Genomic DNA, 26561 nt, shown 5'->3' on the forward strand with positions numbered 1-26561 from the left:
ACAAAAATGTTTAATGGCGAATTACATCTGGTCATTAATAACATTATAAAACAACAGATGAAATAATATGCTGTACTACCTATTTGAATATTTAGAAAAACAGTTTCAGCTTCCTGGAGCTTCACTTTTTGGGTTTTTAACCTTTAGAGCGGCTTTGGCTATGATTTTATCACTGTTAATTTCTACTATTTATGGTAAAAGAATTATTCGCTTTTTGCAAAAAAAGCAAATGGGCGAGACTATTAGAGATTTAGGTTTAGAAGGGCAAAAAGAAAAAGCGGGAACACCTACAATGGGCGGTTTAATTATTATTCTAGCTACTTTAATACCGGTGTTTTTGTTAGCGAAACTCGAGAATATTTATATCATTCTTTTAATAGTAACCACGCTATGGATGGGTGTTATTGGTTTTATTGATGATTATTTAAAAAAGTTTAAAAACGATAAGGAAGGCTTAAAAGGTAGGTTTAAAGTATTGGGTCAAATAGGCTTAGGGATTATTGTTGGGGCAACGTTGTTTTTTCATCAAGATGTCACCATGAAAGAGAAGTTGCCAATAGAAGAGCAACGCGTTTTATTAGCTCAAAACCCAGATATAGAAGCTTCAAAATTATTTAAGCAAGAGGTAAAATCAACACAAACAACAATTCCTTTTGTAAAAGGAAATGAGTTCGATTATGCAAAAGTAATCACGTGGATTAGTCCGAGTCTAGAAAAGTATGCGTGGGTTATATTCATTTTGGTAACCATTTTTATAATAACAGCGGTATCAAACGGGGCAAACCTAACCGATGGTATAGATGGTTTAGCAGCCGGTACATCGGCAATTATCGTGCTTACATTAGGCATTTTTGCATGGGTTTCTGGTAATATTATTTTCTCGGAATACTTGAATATTATGTATATCCCAAGGGTTGAGGAAATTACCATTTATATAGCAGCATTTGTAGGGGCGCTTATTGGATTTTTGTGGTACAATACCTATCCGGCTCAAGTTTTTATGGGAGATACAGGAAGTTTAACTATAGGCGGAATTATTGCGGTTATTGCTATTGCCGTGCGTAAAGAATGGTTAATACCTGTGTTGTGCGGGATATTTTTAGCCGAAAACTTATCGGTTGTTATGCAGGTAAGTTGGTTTAAGTATACCAAAAAGAAATATGGTGAAGGACGACGCATTTTTAAAATGTCGCCTTTGCATCATCATTATCAAAAATCAGGATATCATGAAAGTAAAATTGTTACCAGATTCTGGATTATAGGCATATTACTAGCTATCCTGTCTATTGTAACATTGAAAATACGATAAATTTCAGCGAAAGCAGGAATATTATAAATAACGAAAACGAAATGACAAAGCAGCGATTAGTCATATTAGGAGGAGGAGAAAGTGGTGTTGGAACAGCCCTTTTAGGCAAGGCGAAGGGCTATGAAGTTTTTGTTTCAGATAAAGGAAAAATAAAAGAAAAGTACAAACAAGTTCTTATACATAATGAAATTGATTGGGAAGATGAATCGCATACGGAATCTAAGATTCTAAATGCCGATATCGTCATGAAAAGCCCTGGAATTCCTGATAAAGTTGAATTGATAAAACAAATTCGAAAAAAAGGTATTCCAGTAGTTTCAGAAATTGAATTTGCTTCAAAATTTACCGAAGCTACAATTGTTGGAATTACGGGTAGTAATGGAAAAACAACAACGGCTACATTGACGCATCATATTTTAAAGGAAGCGTTAAATGTGGGGTTGGCAGGTAATATTGGCGACAGTTTTGCAAAACAGGTTTTGGAAGAAGACTTTAAAAACTATGTCTTGGAAATAAGCAGTTTTCAGTTAGACGATATTATCGATTTTAAACCAAACATAGCCGTATTGCTAAACATTACTCCAGATCATTTAGATAGATATGATTACAAATTCGAAAATTATATCAAATCTAAATTCAGAATTGCCATGAATCAAACTAAAGATGATTATTTGATTTATGATGCCGACGATGAAGTGATAGTAGAGCATTTAAAAAATAACCCAGTTCAATCTACATTATTGCCATTTTCATTAGTGAAACCTATAAAAAATGGCGCGTATTTGGACAACGAAAATATTAGACTAACAATAAATAACAACGAGATAATTATGCCAACAGCTAAAATAAAACTAGAAGGAAACCACAATACTAAAAATGCAATGGCGGCCTCTACTGTAGCGCATTTGCTTAAAATTAGAAAGCAAACAATAAGAGAAAGTTTAGAGAACTTTCAGGCTGTTGAGCATCGTTTAGAAGAGGTGCTTAAAATTAATAAAGTACAGTACATAAACGACTCTAAGGCTACTAACGTAAATGCGACTTACTACGCTTTGGAAAGTATGAGCGCTCCAACAGTTTGGATTGTTGGTGGTGTAGATAAGGGTAATAATTACGAAGAGTTATTTCCGTTTGTAAACGAAAAAGTAAAAGCCATAATTTGTTTAGGTGTCGATAATGAAAAATTGATGAATACCTTCGGGAATATGGTCGATGTAATTATTGAAACGCAATACATGCAAGAGGCTGTTAAAATAGCTTACAAATTATCAGAATCTGGTGATAGTGTGTTGTTATCGCCAGCGTGTGCAAGTTTCGATTTGTTTGAAAACTATGAAGACCGCGGACGTCAATTTAAAGATGCAGTAAGAAACTTATAATATTAAATTTAAGTGCAAACATTATTTAACAACATAAAAGGAGATCGTTTAATTTGGGCAATAGTTGCGCTATTGGCTATTTTATCGTTTTTACCCGTGTACAGTGCGGCCAGTAATTTGGCGTATAAAGGCACGGGAGGAAACACCTTTACTTTTTTTATTAAACACTTTGTGCACTTAATTTTAGGGTTTGCTATAATTTACGGTGTGCATAAAATTCCATATAGGTATTTTAAAGGCTTGTCGTTAATAATGATACCAATTGTTTTGGTTTTGCTTGCTATAACCATGATGCAAGGCACAACAATAGCAGGGGCAAATGCTAGTAGGTGGATCCGTATTCCGTTTGTGGGTATGTCTTTTCAAACATCCACCTTGGCGGCTGTTGTTTTAATGGTTTATGTAGCGCGATATATGTCTAAAATTAAAGAGGAAACAGTAACCTTTAAGGCATCTATTTTACCGCTTTGGATTCCTGTTTTTTTAGTACTAATATTAATTTTACCTGCCAACTTTTCAACGGCAGCTATCATGTTTTTAATGGTTGTTATGTTGGTGTTTCTTGGTGGATATCCACTGCGTTATTTGGCAGTAATTATAGGTTCGGGGATATTGGTTTTAACCATGTTTATATTAATAGCTAAGGCGTTTCCAGATGCTATGCCTAATAGGATTGATACATGGATGGGGCGTATTGAGAGTTTTTCTAATCCGGAAGATACCGAGGCCGATTATCAAATAGAAAAGGCAAAAATAGCCATTGCAACAGGTCAAATTTGGGGTGTTGGTCCGGGTAAAAGTATGCAGAAGAATTTTTTACCACAATCATCATCCGATTTCATTTTTGCCATAATTATTGAAGAGTATGGCTTAATAGGTGGGTTTGTAATTATGACGCTTTACTTGTGGTTTCTGTTTAGGGTGGTTATTGTAGCTCAAAAATCAGATACCATATTTGGTAAGTTGTTAGTGTTAGGTGTTGGTTTGCCTATCGTTTTTCAGGCCTTAATAAATATGGCTGTAGCGGTTGAGTTGTTTCCGGTTACGGGACAAACATTACCCTTAATTAGTAGCGGTGGTACATCTATTTGGATGACTTGTTTGGCTATTGGAATTATATTAAGTGTTAGCGCAAAACGAGAAGAGATAAAGGAACAAGAGATTAATGAAGATAATCCGTTAGAAATTTTAAGCGAGGCCATTTAAATGAGTAAATATAAAATCATATTATCCGGAGGAGGAACAGGAGGTCATATCTATCCTGCTATCGCTATTGCTAACGAGCTAAAATCTCGTTTTCCAGATGCCGAATTTTTATTTGTAGGTGCCAAAGATAGAATGGAGATGGAAAAAGTGCCTCAATCTGGGTATCAGATTAAAGGTTTATGGATTTCTGGTATTCAGCGTAAGCTAACTTTAAAAAATTTAAGTTTCCCGTTTAAGGTAATTAGTAGTCTTTGGGAGGCTCGTAAAATAATAAAGTCATTTAAGCCCGATGTGGCTATTGGTACGGGTGGTTTTGCAAGTGGTCCATTATTACAAGCTGCGGCTTCAAGTAATATTCCAACTTTAATTCAAGAGCAAAATTCGTATCCGGGAATTACCAATAAGCTACTGGCTAAAAAAGCACAGAAAATATGTGTTGCTTATGATGGTTTAGAACGCTTTTTTCCAAAGGAGAAAATAATTAAAACAGGTAATCCGGTTCGTCAAGGCTTATTGAATGTAGAAACAAAAGTTGAAGAGGCAAAACGCTTTTTTAATTTGGAACCCAACAAGGTTACGCTACTTATTATTGGTGGTAGTTTGGGGTCTAGAAGGATTAATCAATTAATCGAGAAGAAATTAGATTTTTTCGATACGCATAACATTCAAATTATATGGCAGTGTGGAAAATTGTATTACCAGCAATATAAAATTTGCGATAATACAAAAGGAATTCAAGTGTATCAGTTTTTAAACAATATGGATTTTGCTTATGCTGCTGCAGATATTGTAATTTCAAGAGCAGGAGCAGGCTCGGTGTCCGAATTATGTATAGTTGGAAAGCCAGTAATTTTTATTCCTTCGCCAAATGTGGCAGAAGACCATCAAACCAAAAATGCGATGGCTATTGTGAATGAAGATGCTGCCATTTTAATAAAAGAAGAAGATTTAGATGCCGATTTTGAAAATAAATTTTCTCAGCTTTTAAATGCACCAGAACGACAAAAAACATTATCAGATAATATTAAAAAATTAGCATTAATAAACGCAACTAAAGATATAGCAGACGAGGTAGAAAAACTTCTGAAATAAATTAAATGAATTTAAATAATATACATAACATCTATTTTGTAGGTATTGGCGGTATTGGCATGAGTGCTTTGGCACGCTATTTTAAAGCCAATAACAAAAATGTTGCTGGTTATGATAAAACACAAACCGATATTACCAATAGTTTGGTCGATTTGGGTGTGGCGGTTCATTTTGACGATGCTTTAGAAAACATTGCAGCGCCGTTTAAAAACCCAGATAATACCATTGTGGTTTATACGCCTGCAATTCCTAAAGATAATGCAGAGTTAAATTTCTTTATATCGAATGGTTTTAAGGTTTTAAAGCGTTCTCAAGTTTTAGGACTAATTACCCAGAATACTTTTTGTTTGGCTGTTGCGGGAACGCACGGTAAAACAACAACAACAAGTATTTTAGGGCATTTAATGCATGAGTGTAATGTGGCGCTTACTGCTTTTTTAGGTGGAATTAGCGAAAATTATAACTCAAATTTAATTTTAAATGGATCTGAAGTTAGTGTGGTTGAAGCCGATGAGTTCGATCGTTCGTTTTTAGCATTGTCGCCAGACTTAGCATGTATAACATCTATGGATGCCGATCATTTAGATATTTATGGTGATGCGGCAGAGTTGAAAAAAACATTCGAAGATTTTACAAAAAAAATAAAACCAAACGGTAAGCTGTTTGTAAAAAACGGATTGCCTTTAAAAGGCATTACTTATGGTATTGAAGACGATTCGGATTATTCCGTTCAAAATATAAAAATAAAAAACGGTACCTATGTTTTTGATGTTAAAGCACCAAAAGCGGTACTCGAAAATTTACAATTTAACCTACCTGGTAGACATAATTTGTCGAATGCATTAATAGCCTTGGCGATGGCTGTAGAATATGGTTGCCCGCACCACCAGCTCGCCAAAGCTTTAGCATCTTATAAAGGGGTTAAGCGCAGATTTACCTATCATATTAAAACCGATAATTTGGTTTTTGTTGATGATTATGCACATCATCCAGAAGAAATTAATGCTGTTCATCAAGCGGTTAGAGAAATGTATCCAGATAAGCAGGTGTTGGCTATTTTTCAGCCCCATTTGTTTAGTCGAACGCAAGATTTTGCAGACGATTTTGCTAAGAGTTTATCGCAGTTCGATGACCTTATGTTATTAGATATATACCCAGCAAGAGAACTGCCCATTGAAGGTGTTACATCGTCATGGCTGCTAGACAAAATTAGCAATAAAAACAAGCAGTTAGTTAGTAAAACGGATTTGTTAGCTAAAATTCGCGAAAGTAAGGCTCAGGTTATTTTAACCATAGGAGCAGGAGATATAGGAGAACAAGTAAAATACATTAAAAAAGAGTTTAGTGTTGAAAGTTAATTGGAACTACATAAAAATGTTTGTTTTGCTAGGCGTAGTGGTCTTTTTGTTCGCTTTTGCTTCAGCGCGAAATGCACATAGAAATGTGTCTGATCCTCAAGTTAAATTTGTTGGCGAAAACAACCTGTTTGTAACAAGCGAGGCTGTTAGTAAATTGTTAATACAAAATTATGGAGGGCTTAAAAACGTGCCTAAAGAAGCTTTAGTTTTGAATGAATTAGAAAACACCCTAAAATCTAATCCATTAATAAAATCTGCAGAAGTGTATGTTGCTGTAAATGGCACGCTTAACGCTGAGATAGAACAGAAAACGCCTATAGCAAGAGTGAGTACAAATGCGTCTTATTACATTGATGATGAGGGCATGTTTATGCCGTTGTCTAAAAACTATTCGGCAAGAGTACCCTTAGTTACCGGTAGTATTGAAAAAAATAACTTAACAAACGTCTATAAAATAGCGCGTAAAGTTAAAAGTGATGACTTCTTAAAAAAGCACGTTTTTGAGATTAATCAGGATAGTAATAAACAGTTGTATTTAAGACTAAGAAAATGTGATTTTATTGTAAAATTAGGTGATGTTAATTTTCTAGATAAAAAAATTAATAACTTAAAGGCGTTTTACAAAAAAAATCAAAAAGATAAGACACTAGGCAACTATAGTAAAGTTAATTTAGAGTTTGAAAACCAAGTAATTTGTACCAAAATTTAAGCTATGGAACATAATTTAGCAGTAGGATTAGACATAGGAACCACAAAAATTGTGGCGATGATTGGGCGTAAAAATGAATATGGCAAAGTCGAGATTTTAGGTATAGGTAAATCTAAAAGCTTGGGTGTACACCGTGGTGTAGTAAATAATATTACACAAACCATTCAGTCTATTCAACAAGCCGTTCAAGAAGCAGAAGCTGCCGCAGACATGAAAATTGATGAGGTTACTGTTGGTATTGCAGGACAGCACATACGTAGTTTACAGCACAGCGATTATATTACAAGATCTAATTCTGAAACCGTAATTGATGTAGATGATATCGATAGGTTAATCAATCAAGTACATAAATTGGTTATGCTACCAGGAGAAGAAATTATCCATGTATTGCCACAAGAATATAAAATTGACGGACAAGCCGAAATTAAGGAGCCAATTGGAATGTATGGTGGCCGTTTAGAAGCAAATTTCCATGTGGTTGTTGGGCAAGTTTCTTCTATAAGAAATATTGGGCGTTGTGTACAAAGCTCGGGATTAGGTCTAGAAGGAATAACCCTTGAGCCTTTAGCATCTGCTAATGCTGTTTTAAGTCAAGAAGAAAAAGAAGCCGGTGTTGCTTTAATCGATATAGGTGGTGGAACTACCGATTTGGCAATTTTTAGAGATGGCATAATTCGTCATACTGCAGTAATTCCTTTTGGAGGAAACGTAATTACTGAAGATATTAAAGAAGGCTGTTCAATCATTGAAAAGCAAGCCGAATTATTAAAAATAAAATTTGGTTCTGCGTGGCCAGGAGAGAATAAGGATAACGAAATTGTGTCTATTCCAGGTTTAAGAGGAAGAGAACCTAAAGAGATTACCTTAAAAAACCTATCTAAAATTATACACGCTCGAGTGGTAGAAATAATAGAGCAGGTATATGTAGAAATTAAAAATTACGGACACGAAGAACAAAAGAAAAAACTTATTGCAGGTATTGTTTTAACGGGTGGAGGTGCACAGTTAAAGCACCTTAAGCAACTAGTGGAATATATTACCGGTATGGATACCAGAATTGGATATCCTAACGAGCATTTGGCAGGCGATAGTGATGATGATATTACAAGTCCGCTTTTTGCTACAGCGGTTGGTTTGGTGTTGGATGGATTAAAGCGTCAAGAGCGTAAAAAGATAGAACAACAAGAGGAAGAAGTTGTCGATGAAGTTGAAACACCACAAGAAACAATAGAAGAAGAAGTTATAGAAAAACCTGTTAAGGAAAGACGTTCTTTCCTTGATAAGTTAACCGAACGCGTTAAAGATTTTTTAGATAATGCCGAGTAAGTTAATAAATAGAGCATCATGTCTAATAAGCGCTTTAAACCAAAGCACTTATTGGCGTATAGAGAAACCATTGAATTAAAATATTAAGTACAAAATCCCCAGAAAAATAGAATTTTATGAGCAGCAAAAAAGAATTCGAAACAAGTATCTCATTTGATTTACCCAAAAACCAATCAAATGTCATTAAAGTTATTGGCGTAGGTGGTGGTGGTAGTAATGCCATTAATCACATGTTCCAGCAAGGTATTAAAGGTGTAGATTTTTATATCTGTAATACCGATGCACAAGCTTTACAAAACAGTGGTGTTCCAAATAAAATCCAATTAGGATTGCATTTAACCGAAGGGTTAGGAGCTGGAGCCAACCCAGATATTGGAGAGCAATCTGCAGTAGAGAGTTTTGATGATATTTCTCAAATGCTAGATACTAATACCAAAATGGTGTTTATTACCGCCGGAATGGGTGGTGGTACAGGTACAGGAGCAGCTCCTATAATTGCTAAAATGGCTAAAGATTTAGACATTTTAACCGTAGGTATTGTAACCATGCCTTTCCAGTTTGAAGGAAGAATGCGTATCGAACAATCTCAAAAGGGTATAGAGAAGTTAAGAAACGTAGTCGATTCTTTAATTGTGATTAATAACAACAAACTTCGCGAGGTTTATGGAAATCTTGGTTTTAAAGCAGGATTCTCTAAAGCCGACGAGGTGTTATCTACCGCTGCTCGTGGTATAGCCGAAGTTATTACACATCACTACACACAAAATATAGATTTACGTGATGCTAAAACCGTATTAAGTAATAGTGGTACTGCTATTATGGGTTCAGCATTAGCGGCAGGTCAAAACCGTGCTCAAGATGCTATTCGAAAAGCACTGGACTCGCCATTATTAAACGATAACAAAATTACGGGTGCTAAAAACGTATTGTTGCTAATTGTATCTGGTGCTCAAGAAATAACTATCGATGAAATAGGAGAAATTAATGATCATATTCAAACCGAAGCAGGTCATGGTGCAAACATCATTATGGGTGTTGGCGAAGATGAATCGTTAGAGGAATCTATTGCAGTAACCATTATTGCAACGGGTTTTGATATTGAACAGCAAGATGAAATTTCTAATACGGAAACTAAAAAAGTGGTGCACTCTTTAAGCGAAGAGCAAGATTTAGATGCTCAAGATAAGGAGCCAGTAATAATAGAGCCTACTATAGTTTTAGAAGAAAAGAAAGAAGAACCAGTGGTTCGCCATACTTTAGATTTAGAGCCTGAAGAAGATGTGGTTTTTGTAAAAAAATCAGAAGTTAAGCATATTGAAAACGAAATAGATTTAATACCAACTTCAGATCTTATTAAAAATATAAATGTGGTTTACGATGAGGTAAGCGCAACCATGTCTAATTTAAATGATGACGATAGTTTTATAATTAAGCCCGTAACTAGAATGGGGGCTGATTCTGAAAGTATTGCCGATGTTGAATTAATCTCAGATTATATTGAAGAAGAAAAGCAAATTACTTTAACCTTCGATATGCCGTTATCTCCAAAAAGCGAAGGGCCTAAAAAAGAGGAAAAAGAAGCGGTAAAACAAAAACCTGAAGATGAAGCTATTATTTCGCATGATTTAAACGAAGACCTAAAAAGTATTCCAGTAAAGGATTACGTGGAGATAGTTACGGTTAACGAGACTAACGAGGATGGTGATATTCGATACACCTTAGATGATTATGCAGAGGCAGAAGGTACGCAAACCAAATCTAAACAAGCAGCTAAAGAGGTTTTAGAGGATGTTGAGGAAGACATTGTTTTTGAAAAAAAGGTAGTTGTTGAGCCGGTAGTAAATGAAGAGGAAAGTGATGAGGTAGACCCTATGAATAGTCCAATTTCAGATTTACTAAAAGAACGTGCCGAAGAGCGCAGACGTAAAATGAAGGACTTCAATTATAAGTTTAACAATGCTAAAATTGATGATATAGAAAAGGAGCCTGCTTATAAAAGGCAAGGTGTAGATTTAAAAGAAGCCAAACATTCTTCTGAAACCAATATGTCTAGAACAAGCATTGGTTTAGATGATAATGATGATATTCAATTAAGAAGTAATAATTCATTCCTACATGATAATGTAGATTAATTATAGACCATTTATTAAAGTGTGTTATTTATAAGTCCGAAAAGTTCCCTCAACTTTTCGGGCTTTTTTTTAGGTGATATTTTGGCACGCCCACGAAGTAGGGAATCTTTTTAATTACTACTTTTTGTCTTCAAGCATCTAACTTTTTTCTATCTTCGCATTAAGTAAATAATCGAAAAATTATGGGGTTACAACAAGACGTAATGACGGCTTTAAAAGCAGCAATGAAATCAAAAGACCAAACGGCTTTAACAGCTTTACGTGCGGTTAAATCGGCTATTTTGTTAGCGCAGACAGAAAGTGGTGCAAAAGAAGATTTAACGGAAGAACAAGAGCTTAAAATACTTCAAAAACTAGTTAAACAACGCAGAGATAGTGCTGCTATTTATTTAGAACAAGATAGAAAGGATTTGGCTTTACCAGAAATAGACGAAGCCGAGGTAATTAGTCAGTTTCTGCCAGAGGCCCTAACCGATGAAGAAATTGAAAAAGTTGTGGTAGCAACCATCGAGCAAGTAGGAGCTAGTGGGATGAAAGATATGGGTAAAGTTATGGGAATGGTTAGTAAAGAATTAGCTGGACAAGCCGATGGGAAAACCATCTCTAATATTGTTAAGGCAAAATTATCTTAATTACTACATTAAATAGTTTTGAATGATTTATTATGTTTATGTCATTAGAAGTGAAAAAGATAACCAACAATATATAGGGTTAACTGAAGATTTAGAAAAAGAAGTGACGTTGCATAATATGGGTGAATATGCCGAGACCAGAACAAGTAGACCCTGGGTTTTAGTGCAAACTAAAGTGTTTACATCCCTTGTAGATGCAAAAGGTTATTCTGAATTTTTAAAGAAAAATGAAAGTATATAGCGTTGTAAAAAACAAATTGAAAAAATAATTAAATGGCTGCGTAGTTCAACTGGATACCTGCCTGCCGTCAGGCAGGGAATATCAGATTTCGATATAAATGAAAGCTTATTATACATATGTATTGGAAAGTGAAGTTGATTGACGATTGTATAAAGGCTATACAGATGATTTAGAAAAGCGGGTAAAAGAACATAATAGCGGAAAAACTAAATCAACTAAGGGTTATATTCCTTGGCGATTAGTATATTTCGAAAAATTTTTATCACGAGAGGAATCAATATTAAGAGAAAAATATTTTAAAACAGGAAGCGGAAGAGACTTTTTGAAAGGTAAATTAGGAAAATAATTAAATGGCTGCGTAGTTCAACTGGATAGAATATCAGATTTCGGCTCTGAGGGTTGGGGGTTCGAATCCCTTCGCGGTCACAAAAAAAGCACTTCGTAAGAAGTGCTTTTTTTTTAATTAAAAGTGAATTATATTATTCATCCAATAATAAATTCAATCTAACGGTTATATTATCTCGTGTAGCTTTACTAAACGGGCAAATTTCATGAGCTTTTTCAACTAAATCCTCACCTGTTTTAACATCTACACCCGGTATGTAACAATCTAAAGTGGCTTCTAAAAAGAATCCGTCATCATCTTTACAGAATCCTATAATAGCTGTTACGCTTAATTTATCGTTATCAATTTTTACTTTTTCGTTTTCGGCAACCGCTTGTATAGCCCCACCAAAGCAGGCCGCATATGCTGCCCCAAAAAACTGTTCTGGATTTGCACCATCGCCTCCATCTCCGCCCATGGATTTTGGTACCGATAAATTAAAATCTAATGGACCATCTTCCGATTTTACTTTTCCTTTTCGTCCTCCTGTGGCCAGCGTGGTGGCTTCATATAACGTTTTCATATCTTTTTTTTTAAGTTATTCCTTAAATATACCACCTAGACTATAGTTAAAGAAATGATCATTCTTAAATTTCTCATAAAATTTGATAGGAATCTTGGGTTTTTCTTAAAAGCGCATGGTTCTAGACCAAGTTTTCTTTAATAAAACCAAATAATAAGCTAAATAGGTTAATTTTACAGGGCCTTAAATCATATTTATATCATTTGCAAAACAATCCGGATTCATATTATATAGGAACAATCATTCTATCCATTTTAATAGGACTTGTAGTGGTGTTAATATTTATTTTTATTAGAAAAATAATTACTAGCATACTGGATGGGTTAGAAATGACTTATACTTTTTTTACTAATCGTCCGGCATTTGTTCATTTCTATATGTTTCGTAAAAAGCTAACTAGAAATCAAACTAAGATACTAACAGAACAGTTTACATTTTACAAGCGGTTAGATGCTGAAAATAAAAGCTATTTTAGGCATCGTGTTGCAACTTTTATGCAAAGTAAAACGTTTGTTGGTAAAGCGGGTTTTAAGGTAACAGACGAGACAGAAGTACTAGTATCTGCCACGGCTATGATGCTTACTTTTGGGTTTAGAGATTTTAGTATTAAGGCCGTTAAAAATATTGTAATTTATCCAACCAAATACTTCTCTGAAGTAAATAAAGTTTATCACAAAGGCGAATTTAATGTTAACCTGAATACTTTAGTTTTATCCTGGGATAGCTTTTTAGAAGGTTACCGGATTGAAGATGATAAACTAAATTTAGGAATTCACGAATTTGCGCATGCCATTCATTTTAATTGTATTTATCAAGAGGATATAAATTCTGTGATTTTTATAGATACTTTTAATGAGCTTAGGGCCTTACTTGCTAACGATGAAATTTTGAAAAATAAATTAATAGCATCAGAGTATTTAAGGCAATATGCTTTTACCAACGATTTTGAGTTGCTTGCTGTTATTCTAGAAACCTTTATTGAAACTCCTCGCGCCTTTAAACATCAATTTCCATTGGTTTATTATAAGGTAAAGCAAATGCTCAATTTTAATTTTCCGGGTTATTAGAGCTTTAGGTATGACTTTTATCATAAAAAAGAAAGCAAAGGTTACGTAATTTTATAATATAAACGTAAGCTATAAAGTTATGATACGAGAAGTACCAATATCAATGATAATGACCCAAGATGTTATAACATTGAATAAAACAGATAAGTTAGAGACAGCAGAGCATTTATTTAAAAAATATAAAATAAGACATATACCGGTGGTTAATGGTCAAGTAATTGTAGGCATGCTTAGTTATAATGATTTGCTACGCCTCAGTTTTGCCGATATTACCGATGAGGATGATAGTACTGTTGATGTTCTGGTAAATAATATGTTTACCATCGACCAGGTTATGACGAGAAACATTATAACGGTTTCAGCTTCAAAGTCTATAAAAGAAGTTGCAGAGTTATTGGCATCCAAAGAATTTCATGCTTTGCCCGTAGTGGATAATAATACATTAAAAGGTATTGTTACTACTACCGATTTAATTAAGTATTTATTAAAACAATTTTAAGACTAATACTAGTTTTAAAGCTTCATTTATTTTTTAGAATAAGTGATATTTATCATAAAATTTATCTTACTTCTTGAGTAAATTTACCTTGTAACTTTAAATATAAACGCCATGGTACCACACATTCCAATTTCTACAATAATGACTAAAAATATTATTGCTATTAGCCCTAGAGAAGATTTAGATAGGGTAGAGATGTTGTTTAATAGGCATAAAATTAAGCATATGCCTGTAATTTCGCATGGTGTTATAGTGGGCATGTTAAGTTTTACAGATTTAATGCGTATAAGTTTTGCCGAAACAGCTCCCGAAGGTAGCCGATCAGTAAATTCTGTAGTTTATAATGCTTTTACTATAGAGCAAGTTATGGCCAAAGATGTTGTTACCGTAACTAGCGATACGTCTATTAAAGATGTAGCAAAATTGTTAGCAGATCGCGAGTTTCATGCAGTTCCGGTGGTAGATGATGGTGAACCTGTTGGCATAGTGTCCTCAACCGATTTGCTATACTATTTAGTTAAGCAAATTTAAGAATTAGCAAGCGTTTTTAATTCTTTAATGGTTTCTGTCTGGTTAGTACTTTTAAAAACATGACTACCGGCAACAAAAACATCGGCACCTGCTTCAACTAGTTTCTTAATGTTTTTGTTGGTAACACCACCGTCAATTTCAATGCGAGTATTTAAACCTTGCTCGGTAATCATTTTGCGCAATTTTTTTACGCGGTTGTATGTGATGTCTTCAAACTTTTGGCCTCCAAAACCTGGGTTTATAGACATAAGTAAAACCATGTAACATTTAGGCAAGATATCTTCTAGAACAGAAACAGGTGTAGTTAAGTTTAATACAACACCAGCTTTACAACCTGCATCTTCAATTTGAGTAAGGGTGCGGTGTAAATGTACTGTAGATTCGTGGTGAACGGTAATAATATCTGCTCCAACTTTAGCAAACTCTTCGATATAACGTTCTGGCTTTTCAATCATTAAGTGCACATCTAAAGGCTTGGTTGCATGTTTTTTTATAGCTTGTATTACAGGCATACCATATGAGATGTTTGGTACAAAATGCCCATCCATTACATCAATATGAAACCAATCGGCATCACTATTGTTAACCATTTCTGTATCACGTTGTAAATTGCCAAAATCGGCAGCTAGCATTGAAGGCGCAATTAATTTAGAAGCCATTTTTATAATTTTTGTTTTGTTTTCGCAAATCTAAAGTTTTTTATTAGTCAGAACTTAATAGATCTTCAATAATTTGTAAAAAAATAGCTTTGGACTCACAATCTTTATTTTCTAAATGTATAAGATAATCTTGTAGGCTATAAAGTGCGTCTAGATCGTCAATAATGGTATAGTTTGTATTAAAATCTTTAAAACTAAGTTTGGTAATAGGATTGTTTACGAGTTCTAGAATGTTAGAGTGTCTATTATCTGTTTTTATTTTTTCAAACAAAATATCGATAAGGTTGGGTTGCCCTTCTATAATTTGAAAAAAAGTACTATCTCTTTTAACGAGAACGCCAGTAATATTATTGGTGTTGTTTTTTGCTTGTGTTTCATTAAATAGGGCTTCTAGCCCCATTATATCAATGTTAGGCTTTACTTTACTGGTGTAACAAATAGTTTTTAACATAAAACGAAGATAATAATATTTTTGGTGGATTTGTAAAATGAATAAACCCGCGGTAATCAGCCGCGGGTTCTTTCATCAATCAAAAAACGAACAGTTATGTTGTAACTGTTGTTACTGTAATTTAGTCGTAATTCTTAATAGAAAATTACTAGCCTAAATATGTTTTTAATATTTTACTTCTAGACGTGTGTTTTAATCTACGAATAGCTTTTTCTTTAATTTGTCTTACACGCTCGCGTGTTAAATCGAAGGTTTCACCAATTTCTTCCAAGGTCATTGGGTGTTGGTTTCCTAAACCAAAGTATAAACGAATAACATCTGCTTCACGAGGTGTTAATGTTTCTAAAGCACGCTCAATTTCGGTACGTAAAGATTCATGTAATAATTCGCGATCTGGGTTTGGAGACTCTCCCGAGTTTAATACATCGTATAAGTTAGAATCTTCACCTTCTACTAAAGGTGCATCCATACTTACATGACGACCCGAGTTTTTCATAGATTCTTTAACATCGTTAATAGTCATGTCCAATTCTTTTGCAATTTCTTCGGCCGAAGGTGGACGTTCATGACTTTGCTCTAAAAAAGCAAATGTTTTATTAATTTTATTAATAGAACCAATTTTGTTTAAAGGTAAACGTACAATACGAGATTGCTCTGCTAATGCTTGAAGAATCGATTGACGAATCCACCAAACGGCGTACGATATAAATTTAAAACCACGAGTTTCATCAAAACGTTGTGCAGCTTTAATTAAACCTAAGTTTCCTTCATTAATTAAATCGGGTAATGTTAAGCCTTGGTTTTGGTATTGTTTAGCAACCGATACAACGAAACGTAAATTAGCTTTCGTTAACTTTTCTAAAGCTACTTGATCGCCAGCTTTAATACGTTGTGCTAATTCAACTTCCTCGTCGGCTGTAATTAAATCAACCTTCCCAATTTCCTGTAGATATTTATCTAACGAAGCGGTTTCTCTATTAGTTACCTGCTTCGTAATTTTAAGTTGTCTCATCTAATGTTGTCCTGAATTTAATTTGTGAATAAATAGGGCGTTCAATGGTTATACGTTATCATCACTCAAAATGTTACAAAAAACTTTATTTTTTTTTAAATTTCTATATCTTGCACAAAATTTTTAAGTCCTAATTACCCTGTTTATGAAGTATTTCTTACTATTAATCCTTAGCTTTTTAAGTTTTGGGGTAACGCACTCTCAAACTAATGGAGAACTGGAACTAACCTTAGAAGGCTGTTTTATTTTGGCCATTAGAAACAATTTAGACTTAAAGCAGTCTGAAATGGAAGTTGAAAAACAAAAACTATTAAGTAAGCGAGCTAAAAAACACTTTCTGCCGGTGGTAGGTACTGGTTTTAGCCAATATTACGACTTTGGTTTTAATATTAATCCATTTACAAACACTAGAGTTAACGATGATTTTCTTTCTAATGACTTGTATTTAAATGCTTCTATGGACTTAATAAATTTTTCTAGTTTTAGTAAGGTTAAAAGAACAACTACTAATGTTAAAAAGTCTATTGCCGATGCTAAAATTGCAAAACGAGATCTATTATTAACAATAGCTCAGTTTTATTTAGATGTAATGTTTAATGATGAATATTTAAAACTTTTAAATAACCAATTAGCCGAAAGTAATAAACAAATTAATAGACTAAATGATGCCTTAAGCTATGGTTACATTGCTAAAAGCGAGTTGTACGATGCTATCGCAGAACATGCTATTGATAAAAAAAATGTGGCGTTAGGTGAAAATAGCAAAAACAGAGCGTTATTAAATTTACTTTATTTACTTAATTATAATGTTGATACTAATAAAGTAGTGTTTTATGATAACCTTTTTGAGGTAGACGAAACTGCCTTAAAAAGCAAAACTTATTATATAGACAAAGTTCTTTTAAATAATCCAATAGCTTCAAGTGCGGAGTATGACGTAGATATAACTAAAGCTTTAGTTGGTGAAATAAAAGGTAAAACGATGCCTAAGTTAAGTGTTAGGTATCATTTGGAGACTTTTTATGTTAAAAATTTATCTGAAGATAGTGAAAATCTTGTGCCCTTTAGTACACAATTAAGAACTAATAAAACAAATGCAATAGGAGCAACTTTAAGTATTCCTATTTTTAATGGATTAAAAAATAGTTATGATATTCAAGTAGCTAAGTTAGACCATCAAAAGGCTGTTATGGCAAAACAACTAGTACATAATAATTTAGTTTTCGAAGTAGAAAAAGCTTATCAGGATATTAGTGATGCTATTGTAGAATACAAATCGTCTAGCGAGGTGTTACTGTCTGCGACCGAATCTTTTAGAACTTCAAAGCTAAAATATGAAGAAGGTAAAATTAATGCCTTTAATTTTGCAATTGCTAAGAGAAACTTGTTAAAATCTGAGGTAGATGTTATTACTGCTAAATATAAATGGTACTTTAACTCTGTGAAATTAAATTTAATAACCGATTAGGAGTTTATTAAATACTAATTTTAAACGGCTCAAAAAGTAGTATGTAAAAAAAACTAAAAAACAACTATAATGTTCCTTTGTGTCTAAAAAATGATACTAAATTTAAATGCTATCAATAGTATACGTTTGTAAAATAAGTTAAAGTATAGTGTTTCGTGCCAAATCTAATAAGTTAATTTTATTATTCTACTAAAATCATAGATACCATGTGGAGAGTTGTTGCTAAAAAAACTTAAATAAAAATAAATACAATATATTTGAGGTACTTAAAAAATCTTTAGAATATAACAGTAGTTTTACATGGTAGATCAACAAATAAGCAACAACGATTGTGGTATAAGTACTGTAAAAACGGTTTATAATATTCTGCTTAAAAATGTAAGCCGAGAATATATAAAAGATGAAATGTTTTTTAATCAAGAAGGCTCTAGAATGAGTGATTTAAAAACATTTTTTGATAATAATGGCTGTGAATCAAATTTAACCCTTTTAGATGTTAATACAACTAAAAATAATACGGCCTATTTTAAAAATCTATTCCCGTTTATAGTTCCAATAAAACAAAAAAAGGAGTTACAATTTATTGTTATAAATGGAATAAAAAGAGGGAAGCTTAAGGTGTACGACTCCAATAGGGCTAAAACGTATTATATTAGTCTGCAAAAACTTAAAAAGTTAGCTTACTATTCTAATAAAAATATAGAGCAAATATCTTTAAATCAGCGTTTAGATAGTGTAATTAATCTTGAGCTTGAAAGCTATAAAATAGATAAAAATAAAGCTTTAAGAGAAAATGATGTTACTACATTATTTAATAAGTTAATGTATTTTGGATATTACCAAGAAAATTATCCATTTAGTAGTAAAAAACTGGAAAAAAGATTTTTAGAAGATTTAATTTTTGATCAGGATTTATTAGCTATTCCGGAGCATTTTAAAACATTAGGCTTAGAAAAAGGTGAAATAAAGGTAAAAGCACCATTGGTTTTAAGTGTAAAGGCCAAGGATAAAAGGCCTATAGTAACCCCAAATTATTCCCTTAGAGAGGAGAGTATGTATATAAAGTTACTTAAGGGTTTAAAATCGGATAAGAATTTATGGTATATATATGTATTTACAGCCATTTTTACGGCGGGTGTTACGCAACTAGCTGTTTTTATAAACCAAATATTGATAGATAAAGTACTTCCTAGTTTTCAGATAAATATTTTAATTTTATTTATATTAGGTGTAAGTGTTTTTCAAGTTTTTAATATAGTGTTATTACTATATAAAAAGTTTATTAGTATCCACTTAGGAAACATTTTAGATAAATACTTTTTGGGTACCTTCGATAAGAAATTAAATAGTTTTTCTATTCGATTTATTCAAAACTTTAGGCGCGGAGATTTAACAGAGCGATTAAGTGATTCTAGAAAGCTAAAAGATTTCTTTTTAAGATTTTTTACAAGGATTTTGGTCGATATTGCAGTGTCTATATACGCTCTTTTACTTCTGCTTTTTATTGATTGGAAACTAACAGGTATAGTGTTAATTGTTATGGTGCTTTTTTATATTTGGTATAGAATCATGACACCAATTTTAAAAACTATCGAGATGAAGCGATTTGCAAGTAAAGCAAATTATTTTTCTACAATGATTGAAAAAATTGAAGGTATACACGTTATTAAAAGCTTAAAAATTGAAAATGTATTCTCAGAAAAGGTAAACACTAATATTGATGAGTTAATAGCAATCCAAACAAAAGAGAGATATTACAGTATTTTTAACACAGCTATAGTATCGATAATAACCTTTTTTGCAGGCCTTACCATACTAACCTTATTGTCTAAAGATGCCATTTTACACCAAAGCATTACGTTAGGGCAAATTATTACGTTTTTAGCATTGTCTTCTAAAATATTTGGCTCTTTAAGTCGAATATTAACTGAAAATTCAACGTTGCAAGAAAACTTAGTTATTTTAAAAAGATATTTCGATTTTAATGAAAAAGTTAAAGTTCAAACTACAGAGAAAAAAATAACCAACGTAGAAATAGAAACTGTAGATTTTAATCATGTTGGGTTTGAGTATTTGCCGGATAAACCTATACTTAGTCACGTAAACATAAATATTGGAATAGGAGAAAAAATTAAGATAGAAGGGAAAAATGGGTCTGGAAAATCTACGTTTTGTAAAATTTTAGCCTTGTTATATAGTCCAAGTAAAGGTACCATTAGTATTAACGATGTCGATATTAAGTTATATGATAAAAGTGTTATTAGAAATAATGTGCTATTAGTAAGTAACGAAGATGCTTTATTTAACGAAAGTTTACTTTATAATTTAACGTTTGGTAAAGCCGTAGATAATATCAAGATTATTGAAATGGCTAAAAAGGTCGATTTTTACGAATTTATAATATCTAATACTGAAGGTTTAGCCTATATTATAAGTGAAAATGGTAAAAACCTTTCAACAGGACAACGGAAAAAAATATTACTACTTCGGGCTTTACTTAGTGAGGCACGTATAATAATGTTAGATGAAATTTTATCTGGAATTGACGCTCAATCAAAAGTGGTTATAGAACAAACCTTGATGGATTCTAAAAAAGCGTTTTTAATTATTTCTCATGAGGCATCAAGTCATATAAAATTCGATAAAACCTACGTTTTGGATAACGGAAAACTAATGCTACAATAAAAATGAGTCGATATAGCTTAGACAATAAAAAAATATATGAAACCCGAGAAATTAATTTTATTAAATTGTTTTTTAGGATATTATTGGTATTTATAAGTTTTGTTGTAATAGGAATGTTTATAGTTCCTGTTAACGATGTAGTGTCTTATAATTATGGTGAAATTATATCAAAAAATCCAGAAATTAATTTTAAAGCTCCCTTTGAAATTATACCAAAAAAAACCTATGTAAGTAAGGGAGATCGCGTTTTTAAGGGTGATACCTTAATGGAAGTTGATAATGCAAGTGGTGAATTTGTTACCCTTTTTCAGCAGAATAAGTCTATTGATATAGATAAACTAAATATAGAAGAAAAGGTCGAGTTTTTAAAAAAACAAATTGAATTAGATTCCATTCAGTATATTAATGACCGTAAAAATATTACCAACGAGTTAAGGAATATAGGGCAGCAAGCTTACTTATTAAATCAACAAATTAAAATTAAAAGAAATAAGCTAAGATCAGATTCGATTATGTATAACAAAGAAGTTATAAGCTTAATTGAGCTTAGACAAGCCAACGATGATTATTTAACTTCTAAGAGTAGTTATGTGAAAATTAGGAATCTAAGGAGTCAACTAGATGCTCAATTTAACTCATTAGAAAACGAATATTTACAGAGTAAAAATACTTTAGAAATTCAAATTTCCGATTTAGTGGCTTCTCAAAATAGATTAGACCAACAAAAGGTAAATGTAAACTCTAAGTTAGAAGTTAGAGAAAAATCTATAGATATTGTTCAAGGATTAAATAATAGACAATTTTTAATATCGAATTTAAATGGTGTTATTGTAAATGTGTTTACACAAAATCAAAATTTAAGTTTTATAAATAAAGGCGAATCTTTAATTTCTATAACACCAGATTCTGAGAACTTTTATGCCAGAGCTCGGGTTAAAGAGCAAGATTTAAAATATTTAAAAGAAGGTCAAATTACACATTTAAAATTAGATGCCTATTATTACTATCAATATGGGCCTATAAAAGGAACCTTAAGTTTTATACCCAATAGGAAAGAGGCGGATAATAATTTTTACGTGCTAATTGATTTACCAAAAAACCAAAAACTAAATTTAAGATCTGGGTACTCATTTAATGGCGAAGTCATTTTAGAAAAAATGAAAATGGGAAAGTATATTTTAAAGAAGGTTTTTGAACAATATGATACCCAAATGAGTGTGCAAGAAGTCCCTGCGCCTAAGCCAAGTAGTATTAGTATTTAAATAATACAATTAACTTTTTTCTAGATATACGTTTTTTTTAGTTTTTTTAAAACTATTTTGTTTATTGACGGTAGCCACGCACTTTCTGCATAATTATTTGTTTATTATTTTTTGTCTATGTGTTAATCCCCACTCTCTAACAGTTTCAATTACTTTATCTAAAGATTTTCCATAATCTGTGAGGCTATATTCGACTGTAATAGGGGTGGTTTTAAATACATCTCTATTAACTAAGCCGTTTATTTCTAAGTCTTTTAGTACTTTGGAGAGCATTCTAGGGGTGATTCCTTCAATTTGTCGTTCTAGCTCTTTAAATCTATGGTTTTTAAATGATAGAGCAATGATGATAGGTAATCTCCACTTTCCACCTAATAGATCAATTACATCTCTAACAGGAAGAATAAAAGTCTTGCACTCCGTAACAGTATAGGGGTTTGAAATATTTTTTGTTGTATCCATGTTAATTGTCCTTATGTGGTATTGCTATATTTGAGTATACCAGTATACTCGAATATAGTAATATACAATGTATAGCAAATTAATATAAATTTGAATAATAAATAAATATAAAATGAAAAAAACACTAATTGTTAATTATACTCCCCGAGTTGATTCCAATACTAAAAAAATGGTAGATTACTTTATTGAAAGTAATAAAATGAAAACAGAAATTACATTTCTTGACTTAACAGAAGAAACTCCAGATTTATTGCTAAAAGATAACTTAAATCTTTACGTTGCTAGAAATTTTGGAGGGGTAGCACTTAGCAAAGATCAACAAAACGTTTTGTCTAAAAATGATAAGATGATGACCCAATTGTTAGATACAGATTTCGTTGTTTTAGCAAGTCCTATGTATAATTTTACCATTCCAGCAACAGTAAAAGCTTGGTTTGATGCGGTAATACAGGCAGGCAGGACTTTTGCATATACAGATACAGGTATTAAAGGCTTATGTGAAAATAAACAAGCGTTAATATTAATGACAAGTGGAAGCGATTTTGATAGCGAACCGTATAATAAGGTAAATTTTGCAACACCTTTGCTATTAACTAGTTTTGGTTTTATTGGGATCCCTGCCGAGGCAATCAACTCATTTGGGTTAGTTCAATATGCAGATAAAGTCGAAGAAATGCTGGCTAATTCAAAGCGTAAAATAGATCTTTTGAGTAAAAAATGGTATTAAAGCCTTGTCCTTCTGTATAACTAAAGTTTGACTTCGCTAAAAATTTACAAGCTGTTTTTATGTTGATTCTAATAAAATTAGCAAAAAAGCCTGTTTCTTAATTGAAACAGGCTTTAATATATAGATTAGTAAAAGAAATTAATCTTCCTTTTTATCTTCTCTAGGTTTACGATCATCACGACGGTTATCGCGTCCACGATTATCTCTACCTCTGTTATCGCGTCCACCACGATTATCTCTAGAGTTGTCTCTTGGTGGTCTTTCAACATAACCTTCTGGTTTTGGTAAAATAGCTTTTCTAGACACTTTCTCTTTACGAGTACGTTTATCTATACCAAAGTATTTTACATCAAAAACATCGCCCATGTTTACAACATCGCTAACATTTTCTGTACGTTCCCAAGCTAACTCGCTTACGTGTAATAAAACTTCGTTTCCTGGAGCTTCAACATATTCTACTACAGCACCAAAATCTAGCATTTTAATAACTTTTACTTCGTAAATGCTACCAACTTCAGGCTTAAATAATAAAGAATCTATTTTCGCCATTACAGCATCAATACCTTTTCTACCAACACCTAAAATTTCAACAATACCTTCTTCGGTAACAGGATCTTCGTTAATAACAATAGTTGTTTCAGTTTCTTTTTGCATTTCCTGAATCACTTTTCCACCAGGGCCAATTAAGGCACCAATAAATTCGTTAGGAATACGTCTAGATACCATTGTAGGAGCATGATCTTTAACATCTGCATTAGGCGTTTCAATAGTTTCGGTAATTTTACCTAAAATATGTAAACGACCCTCGCGTGCTTGTTTTAAAGCATTTACAAGAATCTCGTAAGATAATCCCTTAACTTTAATATCCATTTGGCAAGCCGTAATACCATCTGCAGTACCGGTTACTTTAAAATCCATATCTCCTAAGTGATCCTCATCACCTAAAATATCAGATAAAACAGCGTACTTTCCAGATTCAGTATCTGTAATTAATCCCATGGCAATACCAGAAACCGGTTTCTTTAACTGTACACCAGCATCCATCATAGCCATAGTACCAGCACAAACTGTTGCCATAGAAGACGAGCCGTTCGATTCTAAAATCTCAGAAACTACACGAACTGTGTATGGGCAATCATCAGGAACCATACCTTTTAAAGCACGTTGCGCTAAATTACCATGTCCTACCTCACGACGCGATGTTCCACGAATTGGTCTCGCTTCTCCCGTTGAAAAAGGAGGGAAGTTGTAGTGTAAATAAAAACGCTCTTCGCCTTCGTAAGATGGCATGTCAATTTGGTTGGCTTCTCTACTTGTACCTAAAGTTACTGTAGCTAATGCTTGAGTTTCCCCACGTGTAAAAATTGAAGAACCATGAGTAGATGGTAAATAATCTACCTCACACCAAATTGGTCTGATCTCGTCAGTTTTACGTCCATCTAAACGTAAACCTTCGTTTAATGTTAAATCTCTAACAGCTGCTTTTTCAGCTTTGCTGTAGTATTTAGAAATTAATCCACCGTAATCTGCTTGTTCCTCTTCAGAGAAAGATGCAATAATCTCTTCTTTTATTTCGCCAAATGCAGCACTACGCTCATGCTTAGCAGAACCTGCTTGGGCAACAGCATATACTTTATCATAAGCCATATCGTGAATTTTTGCAGCTAAATCTGCATCCTCACGTTCTGGTTCATACTCCCGAACTTCTTTTTTACCAAATGCCTCAGCTAATTTTACTTGAGCAGCACATTGTACTTTAATAGCTTCATGTGCAAACTTAATAGCTTCAGTCATTTCCTCTTCAGAAATTTCATCCATTTCACCCTCAACCATCATTACAGAATCAGCCGAAGCTCCAATCATCATATCAATGTCAGACTCCTCTAATTGAGCACGTGTTGGGTTAATAACAAACTCTCCGTTTACACGACCAACTCTAGCTTCAGAGATTGGGCATTCAAAAGGAAAATCAGATAATTGAATAGCTGCCGAAGCCGCTAAACCTGCCATAGCATCTGGCATAACATCATCATCATGAGACATTAACTGGATCATTACCTGTGTTTCAGAGTGGTAATCCTTAGGGAATAACGGACGTAAAACACGGTCCACTAAACGCATCGTTAAAACTTCACCATCACTTGGTCTTGCTTCTCTTTTAAAGAAACCACCAGGGTAACGTCCTGCAGCTGCAAATTTTTCTCTGTAATCTACCGTTAATGGTAAAAAGTCAACATCTGCTTGTTTGTAGTTGGAAACAACTGTACACAAAAGCATACATTTTCCAGATTGAACAACAACAGAACCATGTGCCTGTTTTGCTAATTTTCCGGTTTCGATAGTAATTTCTCTACCGTCTCCTAGGTCAATAACCTCTTTAAAAACTTTTGGAATCATAAATTTTTTCTTGTAATTCAAGCATATTTATGCTTAAATTATGTTAAACAATGGTCGTTGTGTTGTTGTGTGTAGTTGTTGTGTGCGACAATTAAATGTCTGTTTGACCAATGAAAAACCTTTAGTCCCGAACTCGTTTCAGGATCTAGCTTCTTCTAAATGCGTTATTTAAACTCTTACGCTCGAGTTATATTATAATTTGGGCGCCTGCCTGCCTACAGGCAGGTTACCCACAAGGGGTCGGGCTTTACGTTTCAAGTCCTCGCTCCTCCTGCGTCGGGCTGTGGGCTTTACTCTACAATCCCTAACGCAAAAACAAAAAACCACGTTATAAAAACGTGGTTCTTTATATTTAAGTTTATTTTCTTAAACCTAATTCCTTTACTATAGCACGATATCTTAAAATATCTTTCTTAGTTAAGTAATCAAGTAAAGCACGACGCTTTCCTACTAATTTTACTAACGAACGCTCTGTGTTAAAATCTTTACGATTCTTTTTTAAGTGTTCTGTTAAGTGGTTAATTCTTTGCGTAAATAACGCAATTTGTCCTTCTGCACTACCGGTATCGTTTTTACCTTTACCGTGCTTTGCAAACATTTCTTGTTTTGCTTCTTTTGATAAATACATGCTAATATTATTGTAAATGATTTTTATGTACACGAAAGTTTTTCTTTCGAGCGGCAAATATAGTGAATAATTTAATGTTTCGAATAATTTGTAAAAAATATTTTTGTAACGTGTGTAATTTATTATGTAAAGTAATAGCTGTATAAAAAGTTGTTTTTAGTACAAACAAATTTACCTATATTACTAATAAATTAACTATGTACCCATTAATATATATAAGCTTTTGTAAAGCCCACTACTAATACTGAAGCAACTATAGTAAAACGCAATAATTGTATTTTTTGGGAGCTTTGGAAGCCTAGATCATTTACTGAATACTATACCTATCCTATTTACCTAATAATAAATTTATTGCTTAACACTATAAATTGTGATTTGGAAGATTTATACGGTGGTTTCTATCTGTATTATAAATTAATAGTCT

Annotated in this window: 25 protein-coding genes and 1 tRNA gene; 19 read left to right on the top strand and 7 right to left on the bottom strand. The window is 33.0% G+C overall.

Features of this window, described 5'->3' with window-relative positions; all coding sequences use genetic code 11:
• Positions 1–67 precede the first annotated feature (67 nt).
• The 12 genes from mraY to BMY96_RS08725 all read left to right on the top strand — a co-directional run bounded on the left by mraY (position 68) and on the right by BMY96_RS08725 (position 11810).
• Complete coding sequence (gene mraY, locus BMY96_RS08670; protein WP_092851363.1) at positions 68–1309, top strand: phospho-N-acetylmuramoyl-pentapeptide-transferase; 1242 nt, start codon at positions 68–70, stop codon at positions 1307–1309.
• Positions 1310–1350: 41 nt separating this feature from the next.
• Entirely contained in the window at positions 1351–2688 is a 1338-nt protein-coding gene (gene murD, locus BMY96_RS08675) for a UDP-N-acetylmuramoyl-L-alanine--D-glutamate ligase (protein WP_092851365.1), read from the top strand.
• A gap of 12 nt (positions 2689–2700) precedes the next feature.
• Positions 2701–3894 (top strand): FtsW/RodA/SpoVE family cell cycle protein, encoded by a 1194-nt coding sequence (locus BMY96_RS08680; protein ID WP_092851366.1) that lies wholly within the window; start codon positions 2701–2703, stop codon positions 3892–3894.
• Positions 3895–4986, top strand: a complete 1092-nt coding sequence (murG, locus tag BMY96_RS08685) for an undecaprenyldiphospho-muramoylpentapeptide beta-N-acetylglucosaminyltransferase (RefSeq protein ID WP_092851368.1) — start codon at positions 3895–3897, stop codon at positions 4984–4986.
• Between the two features lie 5 nt (positions 4987–4991).
• On the top strand, positions 4992–6344 hold the full coding sequence (murC, locus tag BMY96_RS08690; protein ID WP_092851370.1) for a UDP-N-acetylmuramate--L-alanine ligase: 1353 nt from the start codon (positions 4992–4994) through the stop codon (positions 6342–6344).
• A complete protein-coding gene (locus BMY96_RS08695; RefSeq protein ID WP_245750577.1) occupies positions 6331–7053 on the top strand; it encodes a cell division protein FtsQ/DivIB in 723 nt (240 codons plus the stop codon). The genes murC and BMY96_RS08695 overlap by 14 nt, the downstream gene beginning before the upstream one ends.
• Before the next feature lie 3 nt (positions 7054–7056).
• Positions 7057–8379, top strand: a complete 1323-nt coding sequence (gene ftsA / locus BMY96_RS08700; protein WP_092851374.1) for a cell division protein FtsA — start codon at positions 7057–7059, stop codon at positions 8377–8379.
• 116 nt (positions 8380–8495) lie between these two features.
• Positions 8496–10511 (top strand): cell division protein FtsZ, encoded by a 2016-nt coding sequence (gene ftsZ / locus BMY96_RS08705; RefSeq protein ID WP_092851376.1) that lies wholly within the window; start codon positions 8496–8498, stop codon positions 10509–10511.
• Positions 10512–10693: 182 nt separating this feature from the next.
• On the top strand, positions 10694–11143 hold the full coding sequence (locus tag BMY96_RS08710; protein WP_092851378.1) for a GatB/YqeY domain-containing protein: 450 nt from the start codon (positions 10694–10696) through the stop codon (positions 11141–11143).
• A gap of 22 nt (positions 11144–11165) precedes the next feature.
• Positions 11166–11384, top strand: a complete 219-nt coding sequence (locus tag BMY96_RS08715) for a GIY-YIG nuclease family protein (RefSeq protein ID WP_245750578.1) — start codon at positions 11166–11168, stop codon at positions 11382–11384.
• 145 nt (positions 11385–11529) lie between these two features.
• The gene (locus tag BMY96_RS08720) at positions 11530–11730 is read left to right on the top strand and encodes a GIY-YIG nuclease family protein (protein WP_245750581.1); all 201 of its coding nucleotides are present in this window, start codon (positions 11530–11532) and stop codon (positions 11728–11730) included.
• Between the two features lie 6 nt (positions 11731–11736).
• Positions 11737–11810: transfer RNA gene (locus BMY96_RS08725), tRNA-Arg, on the top strand.
• Positions 11811–11863: 53 nt separating this feature from the next.
• On the opposite strand, the gene BMY96_RS08730 is transcribed toward BMY96_RS08725, so the two are convergent.
• Positions 11864–12292, bottom strand: a complete 429-nt coding sequence (locus BMY96_RS08730; protein ID WP_092851380.1) for an organic hydroperoxide resistance protein — start codon at positions 12290–12292, stop codon at positions 11864–11866.
• A 329-nt stretch (positions 12293–12621) separates the two neighbouring features.
• On the opposite strand from BMY96_RS08730, the gene BMY96_RS08735 reads away from it, so the two are divergent.
• From BMY96_RS08735 to BMY96_RS08745, 3 genes are all read left to right on the top strand, one after another.
• Complete coding sequence (locus BMY96_RS08735; RefSeq protein WP_245750583.1) at positions 12622–13359, top strand: zinc-dependent peptidase; 738 nt, start codon at positions 12622–12624, stop codon at positions 13357–13359.
• Positions 13360–13438: 79 nt separating this feature from the next.
• Complete coding sequence (locus tag BMY96_RS08740; protein ID WP_092851385.1) at positions 13439–13858, top strand: CBS domain-containing protein; 420 nt, start codon at positions 13439–13441, stop codon at positions 13856–13858.
• 111 nt (positions 13859–13969) lie between these two features.
• Positions 13970–14389 carry a CBS domain-containing protein gene (locus BMY96_RS08745; protein ID WP_092851387.1) on the top strand — a complete coding sequence of 140 codons (420 nt, stop codon included), beginning with the start codon at positions 13970–13972 and terminating at the stop codon, positions 14387–14389.
• Here BMY96_RS08745 and rpe read toward each other — a convergent pair.
• The 3 genes from rpe to BMY96_RS08760 form a co-directional block, all read right to left on the bottom strand.
• Positions 14386–15048, bottom strand: a complete 663-nt coding sequence (gene rpe, locus BMY96_RS08750; protein ID WP_092851388.1) for a ribulose-phosphate 3-epimerase — start codon at positions 15046–15048, stop codon at positions 14386–14388. The two genes, BMY96_RS08745 and rpe, sit on opposite strands and share 4 nt — an antisense overlap.
• Positions 15049–15091: 43 nt before the next feature.
• Positions 15092–15499: a BLUF domain-containing protein gene (locus tag BMY96_RS08755; RefSeq protein WP_092851389.1), complete on the bottom strand. Its 408-nt coding sequence runs from the start codon at positions 15497–15499 to the stop codon at positions 15092–15094.
• Positions 15500–15647: 148 nt separating this feature from the next.
• Positions 15648–16511: a sigma-70 family RNA polymerase sigma factor gene (locus BMY96_RS08760; RefSeq protein ID WP_042497104.1), complete on the bottom strand. Its 864-nt coding sequence runs from the start codon at positions 16509–16511 to the stop codon at positions 15648–15650.
• Between the two features lie 145 nt (positions 16512–16656).
• On the opposite strand from BMY96_RS08760, the gene BMY96_RS08765 reads away from it, so the two are divergent.
• From BMY96_RS08765 to BMY96_RS08775, 3 genes are all read left to right on the top strand, one after another.
• A complete protein-coding gene (locus BMY96_RS08765; protein WP_092851390.1) occupies positions 16657–17979 on the top strand; it encodes a TolC family protein in 1323 nt (440 codons plus the stop codon).
• A gap of 300 nt (positions 17980–18279) precedes the next feature.
• Entirely contained in the window at positions 18280–20664 is a 2385-nt protein-coding gene (locus BMY96_RS08770; RefSeq protein ID WP_092851392.1) for an ABC transporter transmembrane domain-containing protein, read from the top strand.
• Between the two features lie 2 nt (positions 20665–20666).
• Positions 20667–21926, top strand: coding sequence for an HlyD family secretion protein (locus BMY96_RS08775; protein ID WP_092851393.1), 1260 nt, complete (start codon positions 20667–20669; stop codon positions 21924–21926).
• A 93-nt stretch (positions 21927–22019) separates the two neighbouring features.
• Here the strand turns inward: BMY96_RS08775 and BMY96_RS08780 are convergent, their stop codons facing one another.
• Positions 22020–22385: a winged helix-turn-helix transcriptional regulator gene (locus tag BMY96_RS08780; RefSeq protein ID WP_092851394.1), complete on the bottom strand. Its 366-nt coding sequence runs from the start codon at positions 22383–22385 to the stop codon at positions 22020–22022.
• A gap of 112 nt (positions 22386–22497) precedes the next feature.
• Between BMY96_RS08780 and BMY96_RS08785 the strand changes: the two genes are divergently transcribed.
• Positions 22498–23112, top strand: coding sequence for an FMN-dependent NADH-azoreductase (locus BMY96_RS08785; protein WP_092851395.1), 615 nt, complete (start codon positions 22498–22500; stop codon positions 23110–23112).
• A gap of 138 nt (positions 23113–23250) precedes the next feature.
• Here the strand turns inward: BMY96_RS08785 and BMY96_RS08790 are convergent, their stop codons facing one another.
• Together BMY96_RS08790 and rpsO are read right to left on the bottom strand one after the other, a co-directional pair.
• Complete coding sequence (locus BMY96_RS08790; RefSeq protein ID WP_092851397.1) at positions 23251–25509, bottom strand: polyribonucleotide nucleotidyltransferase; 2259 nt, start codon at positions 25507–25509, stop codon at positions 23251–23253.
• Positions 25510–25867: 358 nt separating this feature from the next.
• Entirely contained in the window at positions 25868–26137 is a 270-nt protein-coding gene (gene rpsO / locus BMY96_RS08795; protein ID WP_092851398.1) for a 30S ribosomal protein S15, read from the bottom strand.
• Positions 26138–26561: the final 424 nt, after the last annotated feature.

Origin of the sequence: Algibacter pectinivorans (assembly GCF_900112595.1) — a bacterium.
GTDB classification, from domain to species: Bacteria; Bacteroidota; Bacteroidia; order Flavobacteriales; family Flavobacteriaceae; genus Algibacter_B; species Algibacter_B pectinivorans.

What these genes read in the sequence shown, in the direction of transcription:
- mraY (WP_092851363.1), top strand. Translation starts at nt 68, where the DNA reads ATGCTGTACTACCTATTTGAATATTTAGAAAAACAGTTTCAGCTTCCT.
- murD (WP_092851365.1), top strand. Translation starts at nt 1,351, where the DNA reads ATGACAAAGCAGCGATTAGTCATATTAGGAGGAGGAGAAAGTGGTGTT.
- murG (WP_092851368.1), top strand. Translation starts at nt 3,895, where the DNA reads ATGAGTAAATATAAAATCATATTATCCGGAGGAGGAACAGGAGGTCAT.
- murC (WP_092851370.1), top strand. Translation starts at nt 4,992, where the DNA reads ATGAATTTAAATAATATACATAACATCTATTTTGTAGGTATTGGCGGT.
- ftsA (WP_092851374.1), top strand. Translation starts at nt 7,057, where the DNA reads ATGGAACATAATTTAGCAGTAGGATTAGACATAGGAACCACAAAAATT.
- ftsZ (WP_092851376.1), top strand. Translation starts at nt 8,496, where the DNA reads ATGAGCAGCAAAAAAGAATTCGAAACAAGTATCTCATTTGATTTACCC.
- BMY96_RS08710 (WP_092851378.1), top strand. Translation starts at nt 10,694, where the DNA reads ATGGGGTTACAACAAGACGTAATGACGGCTTTAAAAGCAGCAATGAAA.
- BMY96_RS08715 (WP_245750578.1), top strand. Translation starts at nt 11,166, where the DNA reads ATGATTTATTATGTTTATGTCATTAGAAGTGAAAAAGATAACCAACAA.
- BMY96_RS08730 (WP_092851380.1), bottom strand. Translation starts at nt 12,292, where the DNA reads ATGAAAACGTTATATGAAGCCACCACGCTGGCCACAGGAGGACGAAAA.
- BMY96_RS08735 (WP_245750583.1), top strand. Translation starts at nt 12,622, where the DNA reads ATGACTTATACTTTTTTTACTAATCGTCCGGCATTTGTTCATTTCTAT.
- BMY96_RS08740 (WP_092851385.1), top strand. Translation starts at nt 13,439, where the DNA reads ATGATACGAGAAGTACCAATATCAATGATAATGACCCAAGATGTTATA.
- BMY96_RS08745 (WP_092851387.1), top strand. Translation starts at nt 13,970, where the DNA reads ATGGTACCACACATTCCAATTTCTACAATAATGACTAAAAATATTATT.
- rpe (WP_092851388.1), bottom strand. Translation starts at nt 15,048, where the DNA reads ATGGCTTCTAAATTAATTGCGCCTTCAATGCTAGCTGCCGATTTTGGC.
- BMY96_RS08755 (WP_092851389.1), bottom strand. Translation starts at nt 15,499, where the DNA reads ATGTTAAAAACTATTTGTTACACCAGTAAAGTAAAGCCTAACATTGAT.
- BMY96_RS08760 (WP_042497104.1), bottom strand. Translation starts at nt 16,511, where the DNA reads ATGAGACAACTTAAAATTACGAAGCAGGTAACTAATAGAGAAACCGCT.
- BMY96_RS08765 (WP_092851390.1), top strand. Translation starts at nt 16,657, where the DNA reads ATGAAGTATTTCTTACTATTAATCCTTAGCTTTTTAAGTTTTGGGGTA.
- BMY96_RS08770 (WP_092851392.1), top strand. Translation starts at nt 18,280, where the DNA reads ATGGTAGATCAACAAATAAGCAACAACGATTGTGGTATAAGTACTGTA.
- BMY96_RS08775 (WP_092851393.1), top strand. Translation starts at nt 20,667, where the DNA reads ATGAGTCGATATAGCTTAGACAATAAAAAAATATATGAAACCCGAGAA.
- BMY96_RS08780 (WP_092851394.1), bottom strand. Translation starts at nt 22,385, where the DNA reads ATGGATACAACAAAAAATATTTCAAACCCCTATACTGTTACGGAGTGC.
- BMY96_RS08785 (WP_092851395.1), top strand. Translation starts at nt 22,498, where the DNA reads ATGAAAAAAACACTAATTGTTAATTATACTCCCCGAGTTGATTCCAAT.
- BMY96_RS08790 (WP_092851397.1), bottom strand. Translation starts at nt 25,509, where the DNA reads ATGATTCCAAAAGTTTTTAAAGAGGTTATTGACCTAGGAGACGGTAGA.
- rpsO (WP_092851398.1), bottom strand. Translation starts at nt 26,137, where the DNA reads ATGTATTTATCAAAAGAAGCAAAACAAGAAATGTTTGCAAAGCACGGT.